The organism is Pseudomonadota bacterium, from assembly GCA_039028935.1.
In the GTDB taxonomy this organism is placed as follows: Bacteria; Pseudomonadota; Gammaproteobacteria; order Steroidobacterales; family SZUA-146; genus SZUA-146.
Map to the genome: position 1 here is coordinate 44,273 of JBCCHD010000017.1, position 22,349 is coordinate 66,621.

The following is a 22,349-nucleotide window of genomic DNA, read 5'->3' on the forward strand; positions in this document are numbered from 1 at the left end:
CTACTGTTCGCAAAATTTACTCCCTCCAGGACAAGGCTTACCATAAAACTTACCGCCTTCACGAAGTATGCGCAACTTATAACTTTTACCTTTCTTCTCGACCATATATGTTGCAACATAACTGTCATACTTCCCAAATCTAAAATCGCTAAACGCCACATCGGGATCTGAGAACCGGTTTGGCTCGGAAAACTTAACCGAAGGGTGTGAATGTATTGACGCCACTAATTTAAATCCGGACTCAATCAGCCTCTTATAAAATTCAGGATTAGTCTTCGTACCAATCGGGCTTTTGCTTGTCTCCGAAGTAGTTCGGAAGTATATCGTCTTAGCATTGCCATGCTCATCTTCTACTTGCTTTGACACGACATAGCCAATATATTCCCACTTCCTGTTCGTATTTAAGGTTTGCTTCCATACATCACCTGCCAACTCATCCACCACTTGATGATAATCGTCGGAACCGCCATTGGATGTGTCCACTTCCGGCATAACTTCTTTCTCAGGGGGGGCTAGCTGACCCTTTGAAGCAGCAGAAGTCCCTCCGGTGGTCATCACCGACGGCTCCGCGCCGCCTGTAGAGTTGGCACTCCTCCCTCCGTTTGTTTCTTGAGACACTTCGCGTGTCATATTTACAACTTCTTTTCCAGCCTTGGTAATGGTTCGATTAACCTCGATTACCGTTCCTTTACCGTCTGGCGTTACTTCAACAGTTAGCGTGGTAGATATTTCTCCCTTAGCAATTCGCGAACCGGTTTTATACACTTTCTTGGATGTAGACACAGTAACGGTCATATTTCTAGCACCGTTGGGGACATCTTCCGCTGAGTATCCTGTAGGATCAATTCCTGCTAGCGGGTTATTCATGATGTACGAATACGGATTCATACTCTGGCTATTCGTTGGCGCTTGAATTATGGGGTCGACACTCAAGAATCGCCCAGACTGATAATCATAGATTCGACCGTTCATATGAATCAGCTCAACACCGTCGAGATGTTCGTGCCCTGTGAACCCGCGATTGGTCAAGGGACTTTCGATGACAGGTGATATTTTGTCCTGCCAAGATCCTTCCCTGGGTTTACCAAACGGATCAAAAGATCTACGCTCAGCAATCTCACCGACTTCATCTAGCACCGTTGAGACACTACCAAGGCGATCCTTGTGCAAGAAAGATATCTTATTGCTTAGCGTCGTGAGATTTTGGAGCCCTTCAGCTGTAATTTGCCCGGTCAACTTTTCCGTGACAATAGCGTAATCAGCAATGTAATTACGGAACTCAACTTCATCTCCGGTCTGCTTAATCTCAGACAGCTTATCCACGTAGTACGTGTATGTCGTTGTAGCCCCTTGAGTCAGAACCTGAACGTAGCGTTGTAGATTTGCTCCGTATTCGAAGTATGAACTTGTGTTAGTCGAGCTGTTGGATATATTTGTCGGATGATTGAACGCGTTATAGGAAACATCGCGCCCATCGCCGCTGGTCTGATTGCCTCGCCGATCGTAGCAGTAGAAAGCGGTTGAGCCGTTAGTCTTGTCAATTCTTGACACGGCATTTGGACCCGCGTGGCAATTGTCACCGGCATTTAGATCGCCGTAAGTATACAGCGAACCGAAATCGGATTTTTGCACAATATTACCAACGGCATCGTAGTCGTAGTTAACTAAGACGTTCGAGCCACCGTCGTCCCCATTTGAGGTTGAAATCGTTCGAGTCGATGACGTCAACCTATGAAGGTCATCGTAGCCAAACGTTTCCGTGGCCTCTTCGCCAGGGAAGTGCTTGGTTTGAGTCGTGACATTGCCGAAAATGTCGTACTCGTTGTAATCAATATGGTGCCGAGTCTGGCCGTTCGCCGACGCGTTGATAAACGCCATTTGACCGGTATTGGCATGGAATCCGGCCGATTCAACAATTACACCATCGGCCAACATCGTACTTGTGGGATTACCGTGCTGATCAACCATGTCAAACTGTCGGTACACATAGCCCGTTGCGACGTTAATGTCACGCAATGGATAGCCATTGTCTGTGTACTCACTTGCAACAGTAAGTCCATTTGGATACCGCACTGATAGCTCTCTACCGTACACAGGGTCATAGGCCGTACCGACATGATACGTGGCGCCATGTATGGTGTGGTAGGTATCTGTGGTTCGACCAAACTCGTCGTAAAAGAATCGCTTACTCATCACGGGCGTTATTGCTTCGCCTTGGTACTTTTGCTCTTCAAACACCGCACCAAAGAATGCATGACCGCCCAAGGAGTCGTAGAGCCACTTCGCATCGAGTCGAAGTTCAGGCGATGTGTGTGTTGGATCCAGTACGTGGCGCTCTATTACACGACCAAGCAAATCGTGGGAGGATTCAACGATGTAGCCATCCGCATCCGTTTTCGAGATCAACTCACCGGCCAAGTTGTACGCAAAATCGGTACGCCCTGCATTCGGGTCGTCCACATACACTTTGCGGTTCAAATCGTCGTGGTTTGCCACAATGGCATTGAGGTTCGCATCCTGGATGACAATGGGATTTCCGCTGCCGTCATAGGCATATCGCGTATAGCCATCGATGGCATCGCGTGCGCTCACCAAACGCTTTTGGCTGTCATAGACACGCGACAGTGACAACGTGTCTGCCGTGATATCGGTTCGGAAGAATACATAGTTGTACGCGGTCGTAAACTGTCCGGCGGTTGCCTGATCCACTGACTTTGACAGCAATCGGCCCAATGTGTCGTAGTCGTTGTAGCGCGTGCCAATAGAGGCCTGCAGACTACCCTCATAGTGCGGTATCGACTCGAATCGAGTGTACCCGTTTCGGTCATACTGCATAATCTGCACAACGTCACCCGCCAGCACATGGTTGGAAGGCCCCTCTTTCCACGAGCGGATAGTACGACCAGCAAGGTCGGTATCCACCATCACCAACGGTGTCCCGGCCGATGCCTGTCTGGAGCGAATGACGCCACCGGCAGGACAAGCGTCCGTTTCGTCGGCACACCAACTTAACGCAGTGTGCATGCCAGGAAGAGTGGCCGATCCCGTTGCGGTGGTTTGCTCCACGTAGATTGCCTGTCCGAATAGATCCAGCGATGTGGCAGTTGTAATCTGATTGGGGTCGGTTGCCCGAACCGGCACACCAAACCTCGGGTCTGTCTCTATTGAGGTAACGTGTTGCAGCGCGTTTTCGGTCTCATAAGGAAAATACCCGTCTAGATGATAGCGCGATGTATTGGTGCGGTTATGCGCCGCATTACCGTTAACCGCGACGGTTACGCTCTGAGCCTGACCGCGATCGGTATACGTTGTCGTCGTTGTCGCACCGCCGGTAATCGCCACCTGGACGGGCTTACGATGACTGGCGTGCCATTGATAGGACGACGTCGTCACCTTAGGTGCGGTATCCAGTCCATTTGCGGCGACAATGTCGCCTAGCTGCGCACGATTAGTCACCGGAAATCGGGTCACGGTCGTTTGGTCGAGTTTATCCGTCCAGAGTGCGGCCATATCCACCGGATAATACTCATGGAATTCTTCCGTTTTATAGTTGCCGATCCCTAAATCTGAAACGGTGATTGTCTGTTTCTTGAGATTCCCGTAGTCAGGATAATATTCATGTAATACAGTGCTCGTTGTCATGGGCACCATACGGAGATTCAAGTCTCGTGTAATCGTTTCCTTGACGATTGGTACCGATATATCCGTACCATTTACCAGGCTATATCGTTCATAGGTCAGCGTTTGCTCAGAGAACGGCGTTTGGCTACATGTGACGCTTACAACCAGATTATCGCCTGAGCCACTCAACACCGTCTCAAAAGCATCGCTTTCGTCGTTTTCCCAAGAACACGTCTTAACGATATTACCGGTGAACGGCCATTTTTGATCAAATATGGTACGTGTTTTTACGCCTTGACTGATGTCTTCGGCGACAATACTACGAAAGCCGAGAAAACCGCGGCCCATCTTGTTAAAAGTAGCACCCGAATACCGATAGCGATACACATTAAATGATTGATCAAACGATTGTGGCGCCTCATCGTACAACCCGTCACTGTCGTGATCGAACGTTCCGCCATGACTGCTTCGGTGCTCAGCCACCACATAATAACTCGAGCCAAAGTGGTGATGGTCGCCATCGGTGCCGTCAATCGAACCGCTGTTTACATAGCCGTGGTCGGTGTTGTAAAACGCTTGACTGTTCGCGCCGTCTATACCGCCACTCGATAGGGGCCGGTACTCCCAGTGATACTCCATACCCAAACCATCGACCACGCGCTCCATCATATCGGGCTTGCGATAACGCTCGCCGTTACGCGCCGCGCCAAGGTTTCGGCTTATGTAAGCCCCCACTTTCGCCCCACTCCCGTCAAACGCCATATCGGTGGGACTGACACCGGGCATGTCGGTTAACGTGCAGTAGGTGTCACTGGGGTCACATCCAACGGTTGTGAGCACATCGCCCAAACCGTCACCAAAAATATCGGCTGCGACGCGATGGCTCGCGGATGCGTAGATATCGGTCAATTCGTCGCTGACGATCACCTGCCCGTTTTGATCGGGTCTGAGCATGAAGGCGCGATACCGGCGTAGCGACACATCTTTATGGCTGCCAGGTAAAGCCGAGCCGGCGGCATTGTTGTTATCCGGACTAAAGTTGACGGCTGAATACAGCGCATCATCGCATGCCTCATGCAGTTCCGCGGACAGATCATCGCCATAGGCCATGAACTGTGAGCACCCAGACGCGACAACATCCTCCGCTCGCAGAATATCCGTCCGACCGTCGCCATTGTAATCGGCAATGATTGTCTTGGATAAGATAGCCGAAAAATACGGCGCGCCGTCCCCGGGATCGGTGTTGGCAAACGGCTGGAATCGCATAGCCACAGGAATTTCGATGCCAAGATTTTGCCAGCCTTGCTTGAAGGACGTGCCTGTGTTGAGCCGGAATCGAAGCTCCGACGTATAGGTCCGTACCGTGCCTTGATCCGACGTGTGTGTCTCAGACGTCGGATTCGCACCAAATATGGTTAGCCAATCGACCAGCCCGTCGCCATTTGCGTCCATAAAGATATGCGAGTTTTCAAAACCCGCGACCCCGCCGGGCCAGAGGTTTGGGAGATCAAATCCGTTTTCAGCATAGTCAAAGAATGAAGTGCTAGATATTGCGATGCTTCCGTCGACTGAAGGTCTTACAAAGTGAATGTTCTCCGGCGTGTCTCGCATACTCTGAGCATCATTAACCGAACGATTGGCTTTAAACTCGAGAAAATCAGTGGTGCCATCGCCGTTCACATCGCCAACGAAACTTACCGTACTGGTAAATCCTGTAAAGATATTCGTGCTCACATATTCAAACGGTAAAGCCACCTGAGAATTGCTCGTCGTATAGGGAATGGCGGGATCGCCAGTATGAAGATAGAACACCAGATCGTATTGACCGCTGCGTGTTTCGGAATCTTGCCGTACGGCGAAATCGATCCAACCGTCGGCATTGAAATCTTGCACCGATAGAATCGTGACTTTGCCACTTCCAATCGGCACGGGTGTCGACACCGTACCCAGCGCGGGAACAGTGGTATTGCTCACTTGAGGCACAGAATACGTAATATTGACCTGCCCTGGAGTACTGTCACTTTCGAAAAAGTGGTCGGTGAGTCCATCGTTATTGAAGTCGCCACTAAAGCATTCGATGTTGAAGGTGGCGATGGGTTGAATACACGTTTCCAGATTTTGATACGTGCGAACACCGATTTGGTGACCTTCGGCGTTAATAAACGCTTCTTCAAAATCGGCGACGCCGTCCCCATTTTCATCGCTGTGCGGAATCACGTCCTGGATATGAAATTGATTTTGACCAATCCAGTGGTGCTCGTTGTTAGTATCCGTATAGCTAAGCTGCTCAAATTCGTATTGAATCTCAGACTCCGACCAGCTAAACGCCGTCGCCGGTCGACAGGCGCTCTTACCGGTATCGGAATGTCCGCACTCCTGAACCGATCGCAACAGCGTTCGGCCACTGTATTGACTCGTATCACCATAGTTGAGTGTGTACGACCGAACCAGCGTGTTTGCTTGCCTCGAGAGGCCATAATGCGTTTCAACACGCGCGAGCCGTTGCGTGAGCTGGGTGAGGCCGCCCGCTGAATAACCCGAATGCACATCGGTGACAGACCGATCCTCGTAAACAAACGCAACCCGTCGATTACCTTGGTTGTCGCCGACTCCGGTGTAGATAATTTCCGACAGGAGATGCTCGCCCTTTCCATAGCTGGTCGAGTCATACACGTAGTGAATCGCGTTCTCAGATGGATCGTTCTGCCTGGATATCGCCCAGGTCATGGTCTCCGTGCGACCATCGGCTGCGTGCCGGGCGTTGTCGGTTTCGCCAAAATGGGCGATATGACCGTTCTTATATCTGACCAAAAACGACGAACCGGCGTCATTCCTGGCGTAAATATCGCCCGTTAGCTGTTCCACTCGCGTCAGGCTGTTACCCTCTGTGCGATAGGTCGCGCCACCCACACCATAAGCACTACTTCCCGTCTCAAGCAGAAGCCGCTGACCATTTAGACACAAACGGTCTGATTCTTCATATTGAACCGAACGCATAACACCGTCATGCACGACCGTGGAGCCACAACGGGAGATCGACTGATTCGCCGATAGCGACCAACCGACACCCACTAGGCCATTACCACCGCTAGACGAATAGCTCAAGCTCACATTCGGCTGCATTTCGCTGCGACCGGGTACAACGGTGATAGGAATGTTGTAATAGGCACTCCCGCCATCGGCACCGCCCTCACCGGCTAACGCTCCGACCGTCGGGTCGTGGTTCGGCGCACGGAAGTCATAACCGGGCGCTCCTACTGCACTTCCGCCTTTTGCTGACCAGGCCTCCGAGACCTGAACGTTGAGCTCGGCGGTCGCCGATACACTGCATTGAGACTCGCCGAGGAGCCGGTTACACGCCATAAGATCGAACTGGTAGAGGCCCGATCCGGGGACTGACGTCAACAGATTGCTGATCGCGTCAAGCTCTAATGGATCCTGGGCAAGCTCGCCATTCTTGTAAAGCGTCAGGAGTAGATAGTCGGTGAGCGTCTCGTCAATCGTCCAGGTTAAGTCGATTTCAACACTATTTGAAGCTTGGGTTGCTGCAAAACTGGCCGGCTGATCCGGACTGAGATGATCAGGCGTTTTGTCAATCTGGACTGTCTCGCCGCACGATCCTTCATTGCAGGCCGTAATGTGGATACTGTGATTCGTCAGACTAATCAGTGGCACAGAAAGGCCAAAGGTGTTCGCACCGGTCGATACCGTTGCCGAGTCGAGCGACACAGAACCCTGGTAGTCCGAATGCGACTCGCCATTGGCGCGGTACACAAGCTCAAATCGATCGGCCGTGCCCGATGCATGCTGCCAGGAAAGCATGAACGTGTCTTCGTCTTCGCCACTTCCTTGAATCGCCACCAATCCAGTAGCGGGCTCGGGCGGCAAAAGCACTTCTACCGATTCGCTCGCAGACGATAAGGCACTGACGTTCCCCTCGTAATGCGCCCTTACTTTAAATTGATAGAACCCATTACCTTCAAGATCACTCGCCACAATTTGCCGATCGGTTCCTGAGTTGTCCATTCGAACAATCTGTTGAAAACCAGAACAAGGAGCGTCGATGCTGTCTGCTCTGCAGTAAAAGACTTGATAGCGCACATCAAGATCAAAGCCCTGCGCCACCGGCGGTTCGGCAATTGCGTTCCACGATAAACCGAATGACGCATCGGTGCTCACACCCTGTTGATCGGTCACCACTCCCACGGGAATCGCAATGGCCTTCACGACCTTGAATTCCGGCGTTTGAAGCGCCGGATTTTCCGACGCGGCGTTCACTTCGTTGATGCCTCTTATCTCGTAGTAGTAGTGCCCATCAAGACGTGAGTCCGGTGCAAACGCCTTTTGAGTCAAACTCAAAACACTGACCGAGTTGTCCGTTTCGGAAAACTGGGTTGCGCCAAACGGTTTATGAAACTCCCGAAGCTCGTAGTTCACTAATCGACCACCGGTCACTGGTGCCGACCAATCGACAACATAACTGCCAGACGTATGCGTGTTGTCGCCTGAAATATCGCTAAAGGTGTAACCAGAGAATATCGGCGCGCCGGGCGGTGCGAGCATTCGCACGTGGTACTCGTTCTCGCCAAGTTCAAGCGAACTGACGGCGTAAGCCGGGTCGGACTCCGGTCCGTTCTCCGCGGTGATCCTAAATTGCCAGTCGCCATCTTCCAGTCCGCTCACATCACAGGACGCGCTCGTGACGACTGCGGTGCCAGCTGGCTGACACGCTTGCGGCGCATAGTCAGTAAACGCACTCCCATCGATATCTTTGCGACGCGACTCTACCCGGTAGCGCGCGACCGGTCCGCTCGAGGCCGTCCACGACACCGAGGCATCGCCACTATTGGTATCAAAGCCAATCGGCGATACATCCTCGGGGTAGCTGGGAGGCGCCAACAAGATAGTATCCGGCGATTGCGCCTGCTCATAGGCACCGGGATAGTAGGCCCTGACCACGACCTGGTACTTGCGATCTCGTCGACCTTCATCCACACAAGTTTTGACGCCACTTAAATAACCCACATCCACATCGGGCTCGCCATTACTGGGAATATCGTCACACACAAACTCAAACGACGACCACAGGGCCCCGGCCGATTCGCTTCCGTCTGGATCAATCGATATCCAGCGCGAACTAACCACGTATCCGTTATCCGCTTCATCGATGTAGTCCCATCGATAGCGCACCTGCTCAACGCCTTGATGCATGCCCTCATACTCGATACGTACGTCGAACAAATCGGGCACATCGCCGACTACATGCACATCCACGGCAGATGGTTCGCTACACTGATCACCTGTAATTGGAAGATCGTTACACGCGACCACCGCGAGTGTGTATGAACTGGCGTGCGTCACGCCACTCGGTGGTGTCCACTGTGAGTCGCTCAACTCGGTAGACTCGATATTCAAGTCCCCCATTGATGGAAACTCAACAAGCGTGGCCTTGAAATAATCGCTGCCCGTGACGTCGGACCAATCAAACGAGACATTTAGGCTTCCACCTGGACTGGTGTTTACAAGCCCTACTGGTGAATCCGGCACAAGGAAGGTCGGTGTCCGGCTCGCCACGGCAGTGGGCGAACCACAGTCATCAAATCGATTGCACGCGCGAACAACATAGTGATGCGCGTTCGAATTAACCAAACTCTCAGTAAAGGACAACGTGGCGCCGAACGGTTCCGAATTTCCTGTCTCGCTCCAATTTGCGTTCAGTGGCGTCGAATTGGCCGTTGCGAGTCGCTGGTATTGATAACGCTCCGTGGTGCCACCGACATGACTCCATTCCAGCGTTATTTTCTCTTCATCCGCGCCGCTACCTTGTGTTAACTCCACAACGGTCATGTCCGGCGCGGGTGCCAATGCCGTCAGCGACGTGGTATTAGAAAAGCCGGATGGAAAAACGTCGCCCTCGTAGAGGTTTTCAGCCTCTACTGCAAAGAACCATTTGCCATTCCCTAGGTTTTCAAGCTCACATTGATTAGTTGTGACAAACGACTCGTTCGCTGACGCACTATTCGCACAGTGGAATAGATCAACAATATTCGGTTCGCTGTCGTCTAACCCCACCATGGCAGCGTAGACGCGATACTGAGCAGGTGCGACCGGCGTTGGCGCATCCCAAACCAGCGTTGCACTACCGTTGTTGGTCGACGATTGACCGCCGCTGACACGCAAGTTACTGGGCGGGTTTGACGACTGCATCAAGACAACAACGTCGCTGGTGACCGGATCGGCGTTAGGCCCATCCACGGTAAACCGGTAGCGCTTGAGTGGCTCTACTGCATCACAACACTCTGCGTCACTGTTCACGCAGTTGTCTTCGACCGGCGTATCGACACCGGCAACCGGACCCTCGCGTTCATCTAAGCAAAAGAGTTGATTGGTGACACAGTTTCCGGCGCTGTCGCCATTCCCATCAATATCACATTTTTCGTAATGCACTGTGTAGCCCAGCGAGCTGCCACTCGATACGCCATAGGTGACGGCAATTTCGTTGGCGGTTGGCGCGGTTCGAAAAGCCGAAACGTTTGTAATCGACGCATGGGAAAACACCTCCACAGAGGCTGGGTACTCGTAACACTGGGGCTGGGAAGAATAATCGATATTGCAACCTGCCACCGTAAACACATTGCTGCCCGTAACAAGAGAATCGGTGTCGTAGGAAACGACAGACGGACTGAGCAGTCCGCTGAACTCAGCCCCATTCCTGAGCACTTTGAATATCTTATCGTTATATTCAGCGTCGAATTCGCCGCCATGCTCAGTTGTGCCGTCGGAGGTCCATTCGAGTCTTACCGTATCACTATCCAGCCACTGATAACTCAGCTCAATTGAACCATGGGGTGGATTAATTGGCGGGCAATCCGATTGGGTTGAACCGCCTTTTTGACTAGCACGAACATCCGGAATACAAGGCCCGTTAGCGCGATCCCCGAGAGTATCTGCATTCGCTTGAACGGTTCCCAAAAATAGAAGGCTGAATAGCGCGACGATCCATACTCTTATCATTCTGACTTCCCTAATCGATTACTCAATCAGCGAAGGTTAGTGGATTGCGGTTTTTTATGTGGTGTCGATTTTCACAGAAACCTCACTCATGCAAGTGGATCTCATAAACAATTTTCAACGCAAAGTGCGCATGGAAAAGAAAGTGTGATCAAGTTGTCGCGTTTGGAGTTTTTAGTGTGCGGTTGATCACATTGGGTGTGTCGAACTTCACGAATAGTCAAAGAGCACAAGCGGATTCGTCTTCTCCAACACAGAATCAGGCTAAGCGAATCCAGACTTAGTTTAGAGTAAAGGTACATCGCCAATGACCGCACGTTATATATGAGGCCTCAATAACGGTATACGCGTTGCCATGCCGGCGACTCAATGACGGCGCAGTCTGCCTACCAATTGATTGGGCCTGCACGGATTCGACGAATCTAAAACCACAGCAACAATGAGAAACTCGATTCTTTCTTTTTCCAGAAGGCCTACAGCGTACCCTTCCCTAACCCGACGACACCCATTGGTGACGGTCGTCGTCAAGCTGGCCTCGGTACGAATTCTTCTCAGTCACGCGACTGCGACCCTCTCGAGTAACCTACCTTAGAGAGCCTGTCGACCTTCTGTGGACACCTAACCGGACAACAATCAAGCAATCCGGTCTGCTTCCATTCTCAGCGCGCCGCCAATTCCGTCTTCGGCGTCGGTATGGCCATTGCCATCTATAAACCACAACCGGCTTTCGACACCTTCGGCGAGGAGTGCGTTGTGCAACCGCCATGCGGCGGTGGGTAAGCACACATGGTCTGCTCTTCCATGCACCATGGAGATATTGATATCGCGCAGGCGCGCGAGACACTCCGGTTGAAGTAGCTGCCCCTCCTGCATGAAACCACCGGCCAGCATGTAGACGACCTCCAGGCTCGCAAATGGAATCAGGGTGGCCGGTGTGGCTAAAGTGGCGTTGATTCGATCTTGATCGCGTATGGCGGACGACAACGCAAGTTCATAGGCCACAAAGGCAGCCGCCGCCGACTCCCGGGTGGCCGGATCGTTGAGCAACTGTTGGTAACCTTCGAGAAGGTCATCGGGTGCATTTCCCCCCATCGCCGGGTGCGTGATCACAAAATCGCGATAAGCTTCCCAAACGTCCGGATAGTGCATCGCCGTCGATCCGTTGCGGAAAAGATTATCGACCTCATCTCGCAGAAACGTGAAAATGCCCCGCAGAAGCAAATTGTTCATTCGATCCGGATGCGCCTGGGCGTAGGCGAGTGCTAGCGTAGAGCCCCAGGAGCCACCGAGCACCAAATGCCAGGCGGTCACACCGAGATGGTCGCGGAGCACTTCCAAGTCGGCAACGAGGTGATCCGTCGTGTTGTCCGCCAGTGCGCCATCGAAGTTCTCCGACACATTTGGACGACTCTTACCCGATCCGCGTTGGTCGAGCAATACGATGCAATATTTTTCTGGGTCGAAGAATTGACGCACACCCGGCCGCGTACCGCCACCCGGACCGCCATGTAAAAACAGTGCCGGCAGGCCGTCTCGATTGCCGGATAGTTCGTAGTAGAGCTCGTGCTTGGCTTCGTCGCCCACCGCCAGAAAACCGGTCTCATACGGCTCAATCGGTGGGTGAAGTTCGGTAGCGGGTTTGTCATTTCTCACTGCTTTCATCGGTTCTCTCAACAATTTGTCTTGCGTGTCGGTACGATGATGAGAAATCAGACCTGACTCTCCTCATCACTCATTCGTGTACATGCGATTGGCTTACAGGCTCCCTTTATGCCTCGTTCACGCGTCGACCGAACGTATTGAGGCAATTCCGTGGAATTAGTGCCGACTACCCTACCGACCCTGTGCTGCCTAAACACTCTTGAACGTTGCTCATAGTGTTAAACTCAGCTTGGGTAGTTTAACAACCTTATGGAAACAAAGAGCGCTTTTTTTCAACGACTGCTGGCTGTCCGTCTGCAGTTCGCTCCGATACTTCACTCTTAAGCGCGGCAACCTATATTTAGCCTCGTATCAAGCCGAGAATACGCCAGCGACTCAACAAAAAAGGCATGCTGTTGCTCAACCCATGGCCATGGAGCAGCCATTGTTCACGCCTTACTACCTCACCATGCTCCCTAGCTCGATGTATACAATTTTGTAGAACTCAATACTGGCTGCCTACGCTATACTAGGACGCGATCCAACCGTATGAATCGAAACCATGCATGTACTCATTATTGAAGACGACCATGAAACAGCCGCGTTTATCGAACGCGGCTTGCGGGAACGAGAATGCAGCTCTGAGCATTGCGACTCACTCGAATCCGCCTTGCTTACCGCGCCTTCCAGTCGTTTCGATGTCATTATATTTGACCGCTTGTTGCCCGGTAACTTAGACGGCGTCGACGCCGTCGCGCTCTTGCGCAAAGCCAACGTAGAAACGCCCATTATCATGTTAACCGCTTTGTCAGGCATTGAAGATCGGGTCAGCGGCCTCTCCGCAGGTGCCGATGATTACATGGTCAAGCCGTTTGCGTTTGAAGAACTATTTGCTCGACTTCAGGCACTCATGCGGCGCAAACCGATGCAACCAGAGATCAACCGCATCAAGATTGGCGATTTATCCTTGGACAGAACGACACAGCAAGTACTACGGGCAGGACAGGAGATCGATCTTTCTCGCCGAGAGTACAAAATTCTTGACCTGTTGATGATGCATTCCGGAGAACTCGTCACCCGGACCATGTTGTTAGAGAAAATCTGGGGCTATGGTTTCGACCCTAAGACCAGCATCGTACAGACCCATGTGTCGCGTTTGCGCAGTAAGATCGACAAGCCCTTTGACAAAGAACTGATAAAAACGGTTCGCGGCTCTGGATATATGCTAAGTGAATAGTGTTAGCCGACTGATCACAAGTCAAACCTTTAAGGTATCGATCGCCACCTCGTTAGTCGTATCGCTGATCGCCGCTGTATTCGTCGCGGGTATTGCGTGGCTGGATATACAAAGGGCTGAGCAAGATGAGATCGAAACGTTACAACACGAAGTCGAGGAGCTTATCGAGTTCATTGAAGAAGATGGCTTAGATGCCGTTATCATTGATCGCAGTGATGAGTATGGTCCATTGTGGCCTGATGAAGAGGCGGATGTGTTGACGGCCGACAACAGCGTTCTTCTTCGCGTAGCGCACAAGGGTAAGGCTGTATTGGGCTTCGAGGCACTGGACGCACCGCTCGGTTGGGCATGGTTAGAGTACCCCTTCGAGCGCCACGAGACGGACGAAAAGCCCCGCCTTCGCACACTCAGTGTCAATATGGAAAACGACATTACCGTTGTTGGCGCCTTGCCTCACGGTGCTGAGTATCAAACCGCCCTGGCCTTTTTAAGAAAAGGGGTACTGGGACTCCTTTTTGTTGTGCTACCGCTTGCCCTGCTAACCGCCATTTTAATTAGCCAGTACGTGTTTCGGCGCTTGGAAAAAGTCTCTACATCGATCGATGCCATTACCGCAGGTGAACTTGCCGCGCGCGTCCCGACAAGCATCAAGAATGATGAGTTTGATCAACTCGCCAAAAAAGTTAATGCCATGATGCATCAGATACGCAGCTTGATGAAGAACGTCGAAAACGTCTCCGTTGGCATCGCGCACGACTTAAAAACCCCGCTCACGCGTCTTGATCAACGCCTGCAATATATCGAACACGACAAGCATAATCCGGTAGCGGTACAAAAACATCTGGATATTGCCCACACCAACATCCAATCCTTACTCGGTGTGTTTGGCGCTCTCCTGCGCCTTGCCGAGATTGACTCCGGGAAAAGAAAAGACAATTTTTCACCGCTCTCCCTGAGTGAATTGGTCGACGATGTCGCCGACACGTATGCAACCGTGTTCAGTGAAAAAGGCAGGAAACTGGACATCTCAATCGTGCCCAATTTGGACACAATCGGCGACAAGAATTTAATCGCGCAACTTATTTCCAACTTGTTAGAGAACGCACTTCAACACGCGAATGACGAGGGTCGCGCTTGGTTGCGGCTGCAGTTACATAATGATGGCATTGTGTTGCAAATCGGCGACGATGGGCCTGGCATTCCTGATAACGAAAGAGAGCGTATTTTCGAACGCTTTTACCGGCTCGACAAAGGCCGCAACACGCCGGGTAATGGCCTGGGGCTTAGCCTGGTATCGAGTATTTGCGCACTCCATGACGCCAAAATCCATCTTTACCCCAATCAACCTGGCCTAGTAATCGATATTGTCTTTCCACCGCCACGTTAACCCTACACCTTTTGCATTACATTTTTGTATGGTTACGCAACACATATTGTAAGCCCGCTTCGCCCATTTTTCGCCAATAATAGTTCAACTGCTACTCGATACTCGTTGTATGCGGTGCTCACCCACTAAACTGTAAAGGCGGAACAAGATGAAAAAAGTAGGCGTTGAAAGACTTCGTTTTTTCCTTATCGGACTCACTTTGTCGGCTTTATGCGGATGCGGTGCATCAGGGACAACCAACGAACCCTTACCGGACGCGGAATCGACAACCCTCGACACACGTGCCGGATCGGATCAATCCTCAACGACCGGAGCGGATCAAGTCGCCGACACGAGTGCGAATGAAGCCGTGGGAACCGGAATGGATCGCGATCCGGATAACGGCGTTGCACCCGACACGGGGACGCCAGTAGGTCAGGGTCATTCGGGTCATCACTGCATGATGATTCCCGATTTTGCGAGCGCGGATTTAGCTACCCATACAGCCGCTCAGTCTGGCGCATGGTCCGAAGCCTCAACGTGGGGTGGAAGCATGCCGGACACCGGTGCTCGGGTACTCATACCAGAAGGAATTATTGTCACCTTGAACCAAGTGCTCAATAGTCGGTTAAAACTGGTTCGTATTGATGGCACACTGGCGTTCGACACACAACAAAACACTCGGCTTCGTGTCGACACGCTTTATAGTGCATGCAGTGGCACGCTACAAATAGGCACAGCACAAAATCCCGTTGCTTCGGGGGTTAAAGCCGAGGTGGAGTTTATTGATGAAGGTCCCGTCAGCGATGCCAAAAGACTCAGCCGGGGCGCCATTTTGGCCGGTCGCACTACGATTTACGGCACCCCTAAAACGCATCGATCAATCATCAGCCCTCAAGCTCAGCAAGGCGATACCGTTTTGAATCTTACCACCGCCCCTAGCGGCTGGGCCTTGGGCGATCAACTGGTCGTTACCGGCACAATGCCGAATGATCCGACGAGTGATGAACTACGCACCATCTCTCAGATTAATCAAACCATCGTGTCGCTGGATGCACCGCTAAATCTTGATCACACAGCCCCCCGCGCCGATTTAAACGTTTATGTGGCCAACGTCAGTCGGAACGTCGAATTTCGCTCGGAAAACACCGACATCGCGCATCGAGGCCACGTCATGTTGATGAGTGCGGATGTGGCTATTCACCACGCGCGATTCACTGAACTAGGCCGAACGGATAAAACTCGCCCACTTGATGACGTCGAGTTTATTTTCGACGACCCGGATAGCTCCGGCGATGATGCGCCCGCCGCCGCAAATGTTGTGCAACTCGGCGGTTCGAACATCCGTGGGCGATATGCGATTCACTTTCACCAGATTGGCACACAACCGAATAGCGCGGCAGCACTAGTCAAAGGCTCAGTCGTTTTCAACGGCCCAGGTTGGGGCTTTGTCAATCACTCCTCGCACGTCAACTTTATCGACAATGTCTCCTATGGATTACAGGGTGCGGGCTTTTACACAGAAGCCGGCGATGAAATTGGTCGCATGGAAGGAAACATTGCTATACGCAGCGTGAACAGCTCATTCACTCTCGATGATCAGGGCGCAATTGATCCAGATCTTCGGGCCTCGCACATGGACTATGGCCACGATGGCGACGGCTTTTGGCTTACAGGCACTCGTGTCAGCCTAATCAACAACGTGTCTGCAGGCGCATCTGCGCATGGCATTATTTACTGGACCGATGGCATTATGGAACCCACGTCGGGTTGGACCACACGCGTATCGATTCCTGTCGCCCACCTTCCCAATGGCAATCTTATCCCCAACCGAGAATCAGTGCCCGTCTGGTGGGCACCTATGGCGGAAAGCCGAGGCAACGAATCCTACGGCGCCACAGTCGGCTTCAGAATTCGCTATATCCACGCAAAAAACTATCTCGGCCGTGACGACCAAACCGATTTTCACCGCTCGCCACCGCAAGACTATATCGAAACCCTAACGCCGAACGTTAACGAGTTGACCGTTTGGGGCAGTCGAGATGGCGTATTGCTAAACTACAACGAACGCATGAGTCTACTGGGCGCAAAGATTGTCGGCTTCGGCCGGGATGTGAGTGAGTTCAGTTTTAACGAAGGTACCGCGAAATCGGGGATCGGATTAGATCTCTCTAACGACTCTACCCATGGCCCCGGGCGGGTTGAGAATGTCAGTATCGAGGGCTTTGGGATGGCCTTTGCCTCGCCTGTGAACAGTGCATGGCAAATACGGGATATGCAGCTAACCAGTAACGGCACAGATCTGCTGTTCGTTGAACCCGAGAGTGCGGCAACAACTATCGTCTTTTATAATCTTAGCTATGAGAGTTTTACCATTCACGATCAAGAGGACGCCACCGAGTTCCCGGGCCATGTGTCGGTCATTAACTCGCCTTAATAATGATAGGTCAATGGCTTAACCCCGCTTTCGAGCGGGGTTTTTATTGAGAACAATTACGGACCCAGCACGCGCCCTAACCGATCACTACAACACTAAATGCATCACCCGATTGCCCAATATTGGTGTTGGTCTAGCGCGCATGGGTATTCGCCCGCGCGTCGTTGGCAATAATCAGAAGCGAGGAGAGCCAAGTCCAAATTGATTCGAACGGCAGAACAAGTCCACGATGCGCTCGATATGCGTCCGACGCGATGACGATGGATTAACTCACTGATCCATTGCTGAACTCGATCAGCCATTTTCTTAGACCGATTAAAATGAGGGAAACAGGCGGCGAATGTCGCTGTTAATAGTGCTTAAAGAAATTGATTGTCTAACCGCTCAGTTGGGGGTGCTAGCGATTTATGTCTCACGGTCCAATGCCATCGATTTCGACAGGCGACGACTGCGTCACTATTCGCGTGTTGATGATCATCGCCACAAGGCTCTACCGAGAAGGTCTTGCCCGGCAGCTTGGGCTGCAGCCGGGTATCGACGTGGTGGCATCGCTGGGGGGTATTTCACAGGCGCTGACCGAGTGTCAGCGACAGCAACCCAATATCTTGCTCATCGACCTCGCCGTGCCTGGCAGTCGAGAATTTCTGTTCGATGTAAAAGCGGGCTTTCCAGCGATCCGGACCGTGTGCATGTCGGTACCGGATTGTGCCGATAGTATCGTCGCCTGCGCGGAGACGGGAGTGTCCGGGTTTCTCACGCAAGAGGGGTCGGTTGAGGAGCTGATTGAGGCCATGCACGGTGCGCTGCGAGGACAGTTCGCGTGTTCTCCTGATGTCACGGCAGTTCTGGTGCAAAGACTGTCAAGCTACTCCGTAAGCCAGGCCCCCAATGATCTGGTCGCAACACTTACCGAGCGTGAGCTGCAGGTTGTGCGGCTTATCGACCGTGGACTCACCAATAAAGCCATCGCCACTCGCCTTATGATCAGCGTGCCGACCGTCAAAAATCACGTCCACCATATTCTGGATAAGCTCAATGTGCGGTCACGCACAGAAGCGGCCTCGCTCGTCAGAAAGTCGTACAAGCTCGTACAGCTCTAGGTTCCATACTCCAAATTCAGCCAGTAGGCACGACACCAAACGAACCATTCCCTTGACCGTTGTAACGCATCTACGAGCCTCAGTACGGCTCCGTTATGCTCTCTCGTGTATGACCTCCCACGCGGCCTTATCAATGTCGGCCTTTGGATCGTACGGCACGTTGTGAATCGTCTCTATCAAGCCTCTCGCATGAATCTTTGGATCTATCCAAGGATGCATATCTCGATCTCTCCCGATTGGATCACCGGTTTAGTCCCTGGTTGAAATCCCTCATATCCACTTCTTGATCGAATACTCCATGGTTTGAGTCTGACGTAGAACCAATAATGCGTTCAACTAACTGGAGTATCGAGTGAAAAAACCCGTCGTTGGACTGCTACTAAATTCCAAGCTGCTGACCAGCTTGGCGCTTTACGAAATCGAGCAGTGCGAAGACCTCGACTGGATAGAACTCGATCTGCAGGACGGTCGCATCACGCCGATCGGCGGCGGAGACGACCCAGACGTCTACTTAATCGGAATCGAGGGCGAAAACAACGTGACGGACAGTATCAATATTCTGCTCAACCACCCAGATAGCGCGGTTGTACGACTTCAGTCGCAGGCAAATCGGGCAGAGCTCTACACGTTAAAACTGCACCGTACAGCTGCACATGACGATCCGGGAATGAGTGAACTTGTCGAGTTGATTCGAAGTGCAATCAAGCAGCGTCTGAGCAACCGAAGCAATCCAATCATTGAGGAGAGGTGCTGATGTTTTCGTATGCAGTCAATATTCGCGATACCGACTATCCCGCCGTTCGACATGTGTTGGACGATGGTCACCTTGGCATGAGCGACGAACAAATCGAAGAAGTTTTACTCGAGGTGTTTCCCGATCCCTCTCCTGAAGAAGTCGAGAATTTTATGCGTTCGTTGCAGCGCATCGGACGTCGAGCCTTGCCGGTTGTGCGCAATCTGATTCCGGTGGCTCAGAGCGTATTACCTGCGTTGGGTCCCTACGGTATGTTAGCCAGCGCAGGGCTCGGCGTTGTGAATCAGCTCTTGCCACCCCAGCGTCAGCGATCAGGACAGCCCCAGCGACCACAACAACAGCGCCCGACTCGTCATCCCGCTACACCTCGCGCCACACCGCCGAGTCGTCCAACACCACGCCCTCTTGTCCCAACGCAGCGCGCCCCTACCGCTCCAGGCACAACAGCACCCGCCGCTGCTCAACTCGTGTCGTTGTTGAGTCAACCACAGGTGATGCAGTCGCTACTGGCCATGGTGATGGGGCAACGCGGGCGCACTAGCGCAAGCGCGGGTGGTCGTCGCATACCGCAACACGCTATCGCCAATGCGCTTTCCGAGTACGCGCAGGCGTTGGCGGACGCGCTTGAGCATGAAGGAACACCTGAGCACGATACCTACTATTTTGACGAGCAACGCAGCCCGCGATGCGATTTGGCCAATCCGGCCGAACGCGCTCAGCTGTTGTTCGACGACCTAGTCAGGGAGTCGATGGCCAATGAACTCACTATATAAATGAAGCAATAGCCAAACCACTTCGGAGAGCACGATGAATCCCAATGGCACGACCTCGTCAGAACTCAACTTTGAACGGCTCATCACTGGTGTTCTGGCCTCAGCTGGTCAGCACACTGATCTTGAAAACCTGGTGACCCATTTCGCCGGACATCACTTGAGTCCCGAACTCGTCGGCGCGATTACCGAGCTTGTGGGCGCCATTAACGATTCGGATGAGGACGATGCGTTGGAGGGTGAATACTCGACACTTTCGCCGACAGATCCGGTATTGGATGCAACGCATAACACTGCCCACGATGAAGTCGACGCGATCCACGCAATGGCTGATGACAGCGCATTGACGGCGCAACTTCTGGAGGATCTTGCGCCCGAACTGTTAGCGATAGAGACAGAGCTTGCGACACTCCGTGAGGACCATGAACTACTCGCAGATGCGCTCGGCATGTGTTCAATGTGCTTGGGCGAAGACCCCGAGTGCGAGCACTGTCTAACCGAGACTGGGCTACGCACTTCAATGCCGGACGTTGAACTGTTTGAAGAATTTGTGTTTCCGTGCGTGCCGCTTCTGCCAGCGCGTACGCTTCGCCGCCTTATGCGGGTAGCGCAGCACACGTTGGAACGATCGACGCGCAAACACAAGAACCCTGGGCGTTCGCCCGCTTTTCATGACCGGCATGTCGATGCCGATTCACTACCCCGGCCGCGACCAGGGGTTTTAACCAAGGAGAAACAACATGATAGATCGACTGGATGACGACGAATGGACAGACGTGATTGATCTCGACGACTCGGGATACATGGAGGTATTTGATGAGGACGAGGATGACACGTTTATCGATCTCGATGAGTTTGATGAAATGGACGATGACGAGGACGATGTCGACGACATGGCCGATTATGAAGACGTCGACGACATGCTCGAATCGCTCATGGCTGAAGACGATGAAGAAGGTGATGACGCCGACTACGGTGAACGCCGTGGTCGACGACGACGACGACGACGACGTGCCCGGGCGCGAGCCAGAGCTAGAGCCAGAGCCAGAGCCAGAGCCAGAGCCCGCGCTCGAGCTCGACGCCGACCCAAAACGGCGTCAGGACGAAATTTGTATCGACGTCCTGGCCGCCCAGGCTCGGTTAAGCATTCGCATCTTGAATCCTCCCTTAAAAAGGTAGGTGCGCAACTCAAGAAAAACGCAATTGCAATTAAGAAAAACAGTAAGAGTATTGCGTCAAACCGCTCGCGTGCCGATAAGAACACAGGTCGTATCGACGGTGTCAAGACCAAGTTGGCGAGTGTAGCGAGTGTTAACAAGGCGCAGAGCCGTCGAATTGCTGCCAATCACAAGGCACTCAAACTCGATGGCGCACTCGATTTTGCTCGCAGTGTAACGTTTGTCGACGACCCTAACGGCAACCGTGCGATCAATCTCAACTCGACCGCGCTCATTCAAGGTGCTGTGAAAAGCGGCCTGATCGGCAAGGGCAAGGGTTTTCTGAACAGCCCGGTTGGACTTGGCGCCATTGCGTTTGCGTTGGCCAACAGCCGGGACCTGCTCAATTTTGTGCAACCCGCTCCTGCTGTCGCCGCCGATCCTGCTGACGATGCTGGTGTAGTTGAATAAGGAGAGACACGATGAATATTCGAATACCTCTCGCCCGCCCAGTTTCATCGAGTAGTCAATCAGGCGGTTCGCTGTTCAACGCATCGAATGGCAATTTCCGCGTGCTGACGCTTGGGCGTAACGCTCGTGCACCCGCCAAGGCTCCTGCGCCTAAGCCGTCGAAAATCGCCTTTGACGAGAAAGACGAGAAGGTCGTGACGGCTGTCGCCGTTGCTGCGGCAACGATTAACCCAGAAGTGGCTTACGCCGCAGCCAACGAAATGGAGGATCAGCCCGAAGCCGCATTGGCTAGAGAAGTTGATGAGCAGACGGTGCTGCCTGTGATTCGTCGAGTGCGCTCGGCAGTCGATAAGCCGGACAAGGACGTGAAGGTGACCGATTACCAGCGGCACTCGGTGAAAGGCCTGAACACGAACGCCAATCTGGTCGCTACAGCGATTCGCGAGATTGAGCACTGTCCTGATGGCGAACGCGATGAGGCAGTGGCTGCGCTCACCGCCTGGTGTGCATCACTGTTGGAACCGACGCTGGTCAAGTCACTCGCGAAAAACGGCTTCAATCGAAGTCGACTCGCGTTGGTACGTCCGGAGAACGTAGAAGAATCCACCGACGAACTGCGTGCACAAGTCGAGGAGCTTCGCGACATGCTAATGCGGCATATCGAAAGAACGGGTGGACATCCACCCGATGAAGGAACGGATTGTCCGCCGATGTCACAGACAGAGAGCTAGCCGTCTTTTCGACGAAAGGTCTATCGACAAGTTGTCGGCATCACACGGATGTG

General features: G+C 52.7%; 11 protein-coding genes. 9 read left to right on the forward strand and 2 right to left on the reverse strand.

Annotated features, from left to right (window positions below):
- A complete protein-coding gene (locus AAF465_09925; protein MEM7083040.1) occupies positions 1 to 10,635 on the reverse strand; it encodes a SpvB/TcaC N-terminal domain-containing protein in 10,635 nt (3,544 codons plus the stop codon).
- Positions 10,636 to 11,265: 630 nt separating this feature from the next.
- The gene (pip, locus tag AAF465_09930; protein MEM7083041.1) at positions 11,266 to 12,294 is read right to left on the reverse strand and encodes a prolyl aminopeptidase; all 1,029 of its coding nucleotides are present in this window, start codon (positions 12,292 to 12,294) and stop codon (positions 11,266 to 11,268) included.
- 541 nt (positions 12,295 to 12,835) lie between these two features.
- On the opposite strand from pip, the gene AAF465_09935 reads away from it, so the two are divergent.
- The 9 genes from AAF465_09935 (at position 12,836) to AAF465_09975 (ending at position 22,296) form a co-directional block, all read left to right on the forward strand.
- Positions 12,836 to 13,510 carry a response regulator transcription factor gene (locus AAF465_09935; protein ID MEM7083042.1) on the forward strand — a complete coding sequence of 225 codons (675 nt, stop codon included), beginning with the start codon at positions 12,836 to 12,838 and terminating at the stop codon, positions 13,508 to 13,510.
- The gene (locus AAF465_09940) at positions 13,503 to 14,897 is read left to right on the forward strand and encodes a HAMP domain-containing sensor histidine kinase (GenBank protein MEM7083043.1); all 1,395 of its coding nucleotides are present in this window, start codon (positions 13,503 to 13,505) and stop codon (positions 14,895 to 14,897) included. The genes AAF465_09935 and AAF465_09940 overlap by 8 nt, the downstream gene beginning before the upstream one ends.
- A gap of 148 nt (positions 14,898 to 15,045) precedes the next feature.
- Positions 15,046 to 17,313 carry a G8 domain-containing protein gene (locus AAF465_09945; GenBank protein MEM7083044.1) on the forward strand — a complete coding sequence of 756 codons (2,268 nt, stop codon included), beginning with the start codon at positions 15,046 to 15,048 and terminating at the stop codon, positions 17,311 to 17,313.
- A 407-nt stretch (positions 17,314 to 17,720) separates the two neighbouring features.
- A complete protein-coding gene (locus tag AAF465_09950; protein ID MEM7083045.1) occupies positions 17,721 to 18,413 on the forward strand; it encodes a response regulator transcription factor in 693 nt (230 codons plus the stop codon).
- Positions 18,414 to 18,765: 352 nt separating this feature from the next.
- Positions 18,766 to 19,167, forward strand: a complete 402-nt coding sequence (locus AAF465_09955; protein ID MEM7083046.1) for a hypothetical protein — start codon at positions 18,766 to 18,768, stop codon at positions 19,165 to 19,167.
- Positions 19,167 to 19,940 (forward strand): hypothetical protein, encoded by a 774-nt coding sequence (locus AAF465_09960; protein ID MEM7083047.1) that lies wholly within the window; start codon positions 19,167 to 19,169, stop codon positions 19,938 to 19,940. The genes AAF465_09955 and AAF465_09960 overlap by 1 nt, the downstream gene beginning before the upstream one ends.
- A 34-nt stretch (positions 19,941 to 19,974) precedes the next feature.
- On the forward strand, positions 19,975 to 20,697 hold the full coding sequence (locus tag AAF465_09965; protein ID MEM7083048.1) for a hypothetical protein: 723 nt from the start codon (positions 19,975 to 19,977) through the stop codon (positions 20,695 to 20,697).
- Positions 20,678 to 21,565: a hypothetical protein gene (locus tag AAF465_09970; protein MEM7083049.1), complete on the forward strand. Its 888-nt coding sequence runs from the start codon at positions 20,678 to 20,680 to the stop codon at positions 21,563 to 21,565. Before AAF465_09965 ends, AAF465_09970 begins: the two co-directional genes overlap by 20 nt.
- Before the next feature lie 11 nt (positions 21,566 to 21,576).
- On the forward strand, positions 21,577 to 22,296 hold the full coding sequence (locus tag AAF465_09975; GenBank protein MEM7083050.1) for a hypothetical protein: 720 nt from the start codon (positions 21,577 to 21,579) through the stop codon (positions 22,294 to 22,296).
- The last annotated feature ends 53 nt before the right edge of the window (positions 22,297 to 22,349 follow it).

Excerpts from the sequence above, each read along its gene's own strand:
- AAF465_09965 (MEM7083048.1), top strand. The coding sequence starts at position 19,975 with ATGAATCCCAATGGCACGACCTCGTCAGAACTCAACTTTGAACGGCTC.
- AAF465_09925 (MEM7083040.1), bottom strand. The coding sequence starts at position 10,635 with ATGATAAGAGTATGGATCGTCGCGCTATTCAGCCTTCTATTTTTGGGA.
- AAF465_09950 (MEM7083045.1), top strand. The coding sequence starts at position 17,721 with ATGTCTCACGGTCCAATGCCATCGATTTCGACAGGCGACGACTGCGTC.
- AAF465_09945 (MEM7083044.1), top strand. The coding sequence starts at position 15,046 with ATGAAAAAAGTAGGCGTTGAAAGACTTCGTTTTTTCCTTATCGGACTC.
- AAF465_09975 (MEM7083050.1), top strand. The coding sequence starts at position 21,577 with ATGAATATTCGAATACCTCTCGCCCGCCCAGTTTCATCGAGTAGTCAA.
- pip (MEM7083041.1), bottom strand. The coding sequence starts at position 12,294 with ATGAAAGCAGTGAGAAATGACAAACCCGCTACCGAACTTCACCCACCG.
- AAF465_09935 (MEM7083042.1), top strand. The coding sequence starts at position 12,836 with ATGCATGTACTCATTATTGAAGACGACCATGAAACAGCCGCGTTTATC.
- AAF465_09970 (MEM7083049.1), top strand. The coding sequence starts at position 20,678 with ATGATAGATCGACTGGATGACGACGAATGGACAGACGTGATTGATCTC.
- AAF465_09960 (MEM7083047.1), top strand. The coding sequence starts at position 19,167 with ATGTTTTCGTATGCAGTCAATATTCGCGATACCGACTATCCCGCCGTT.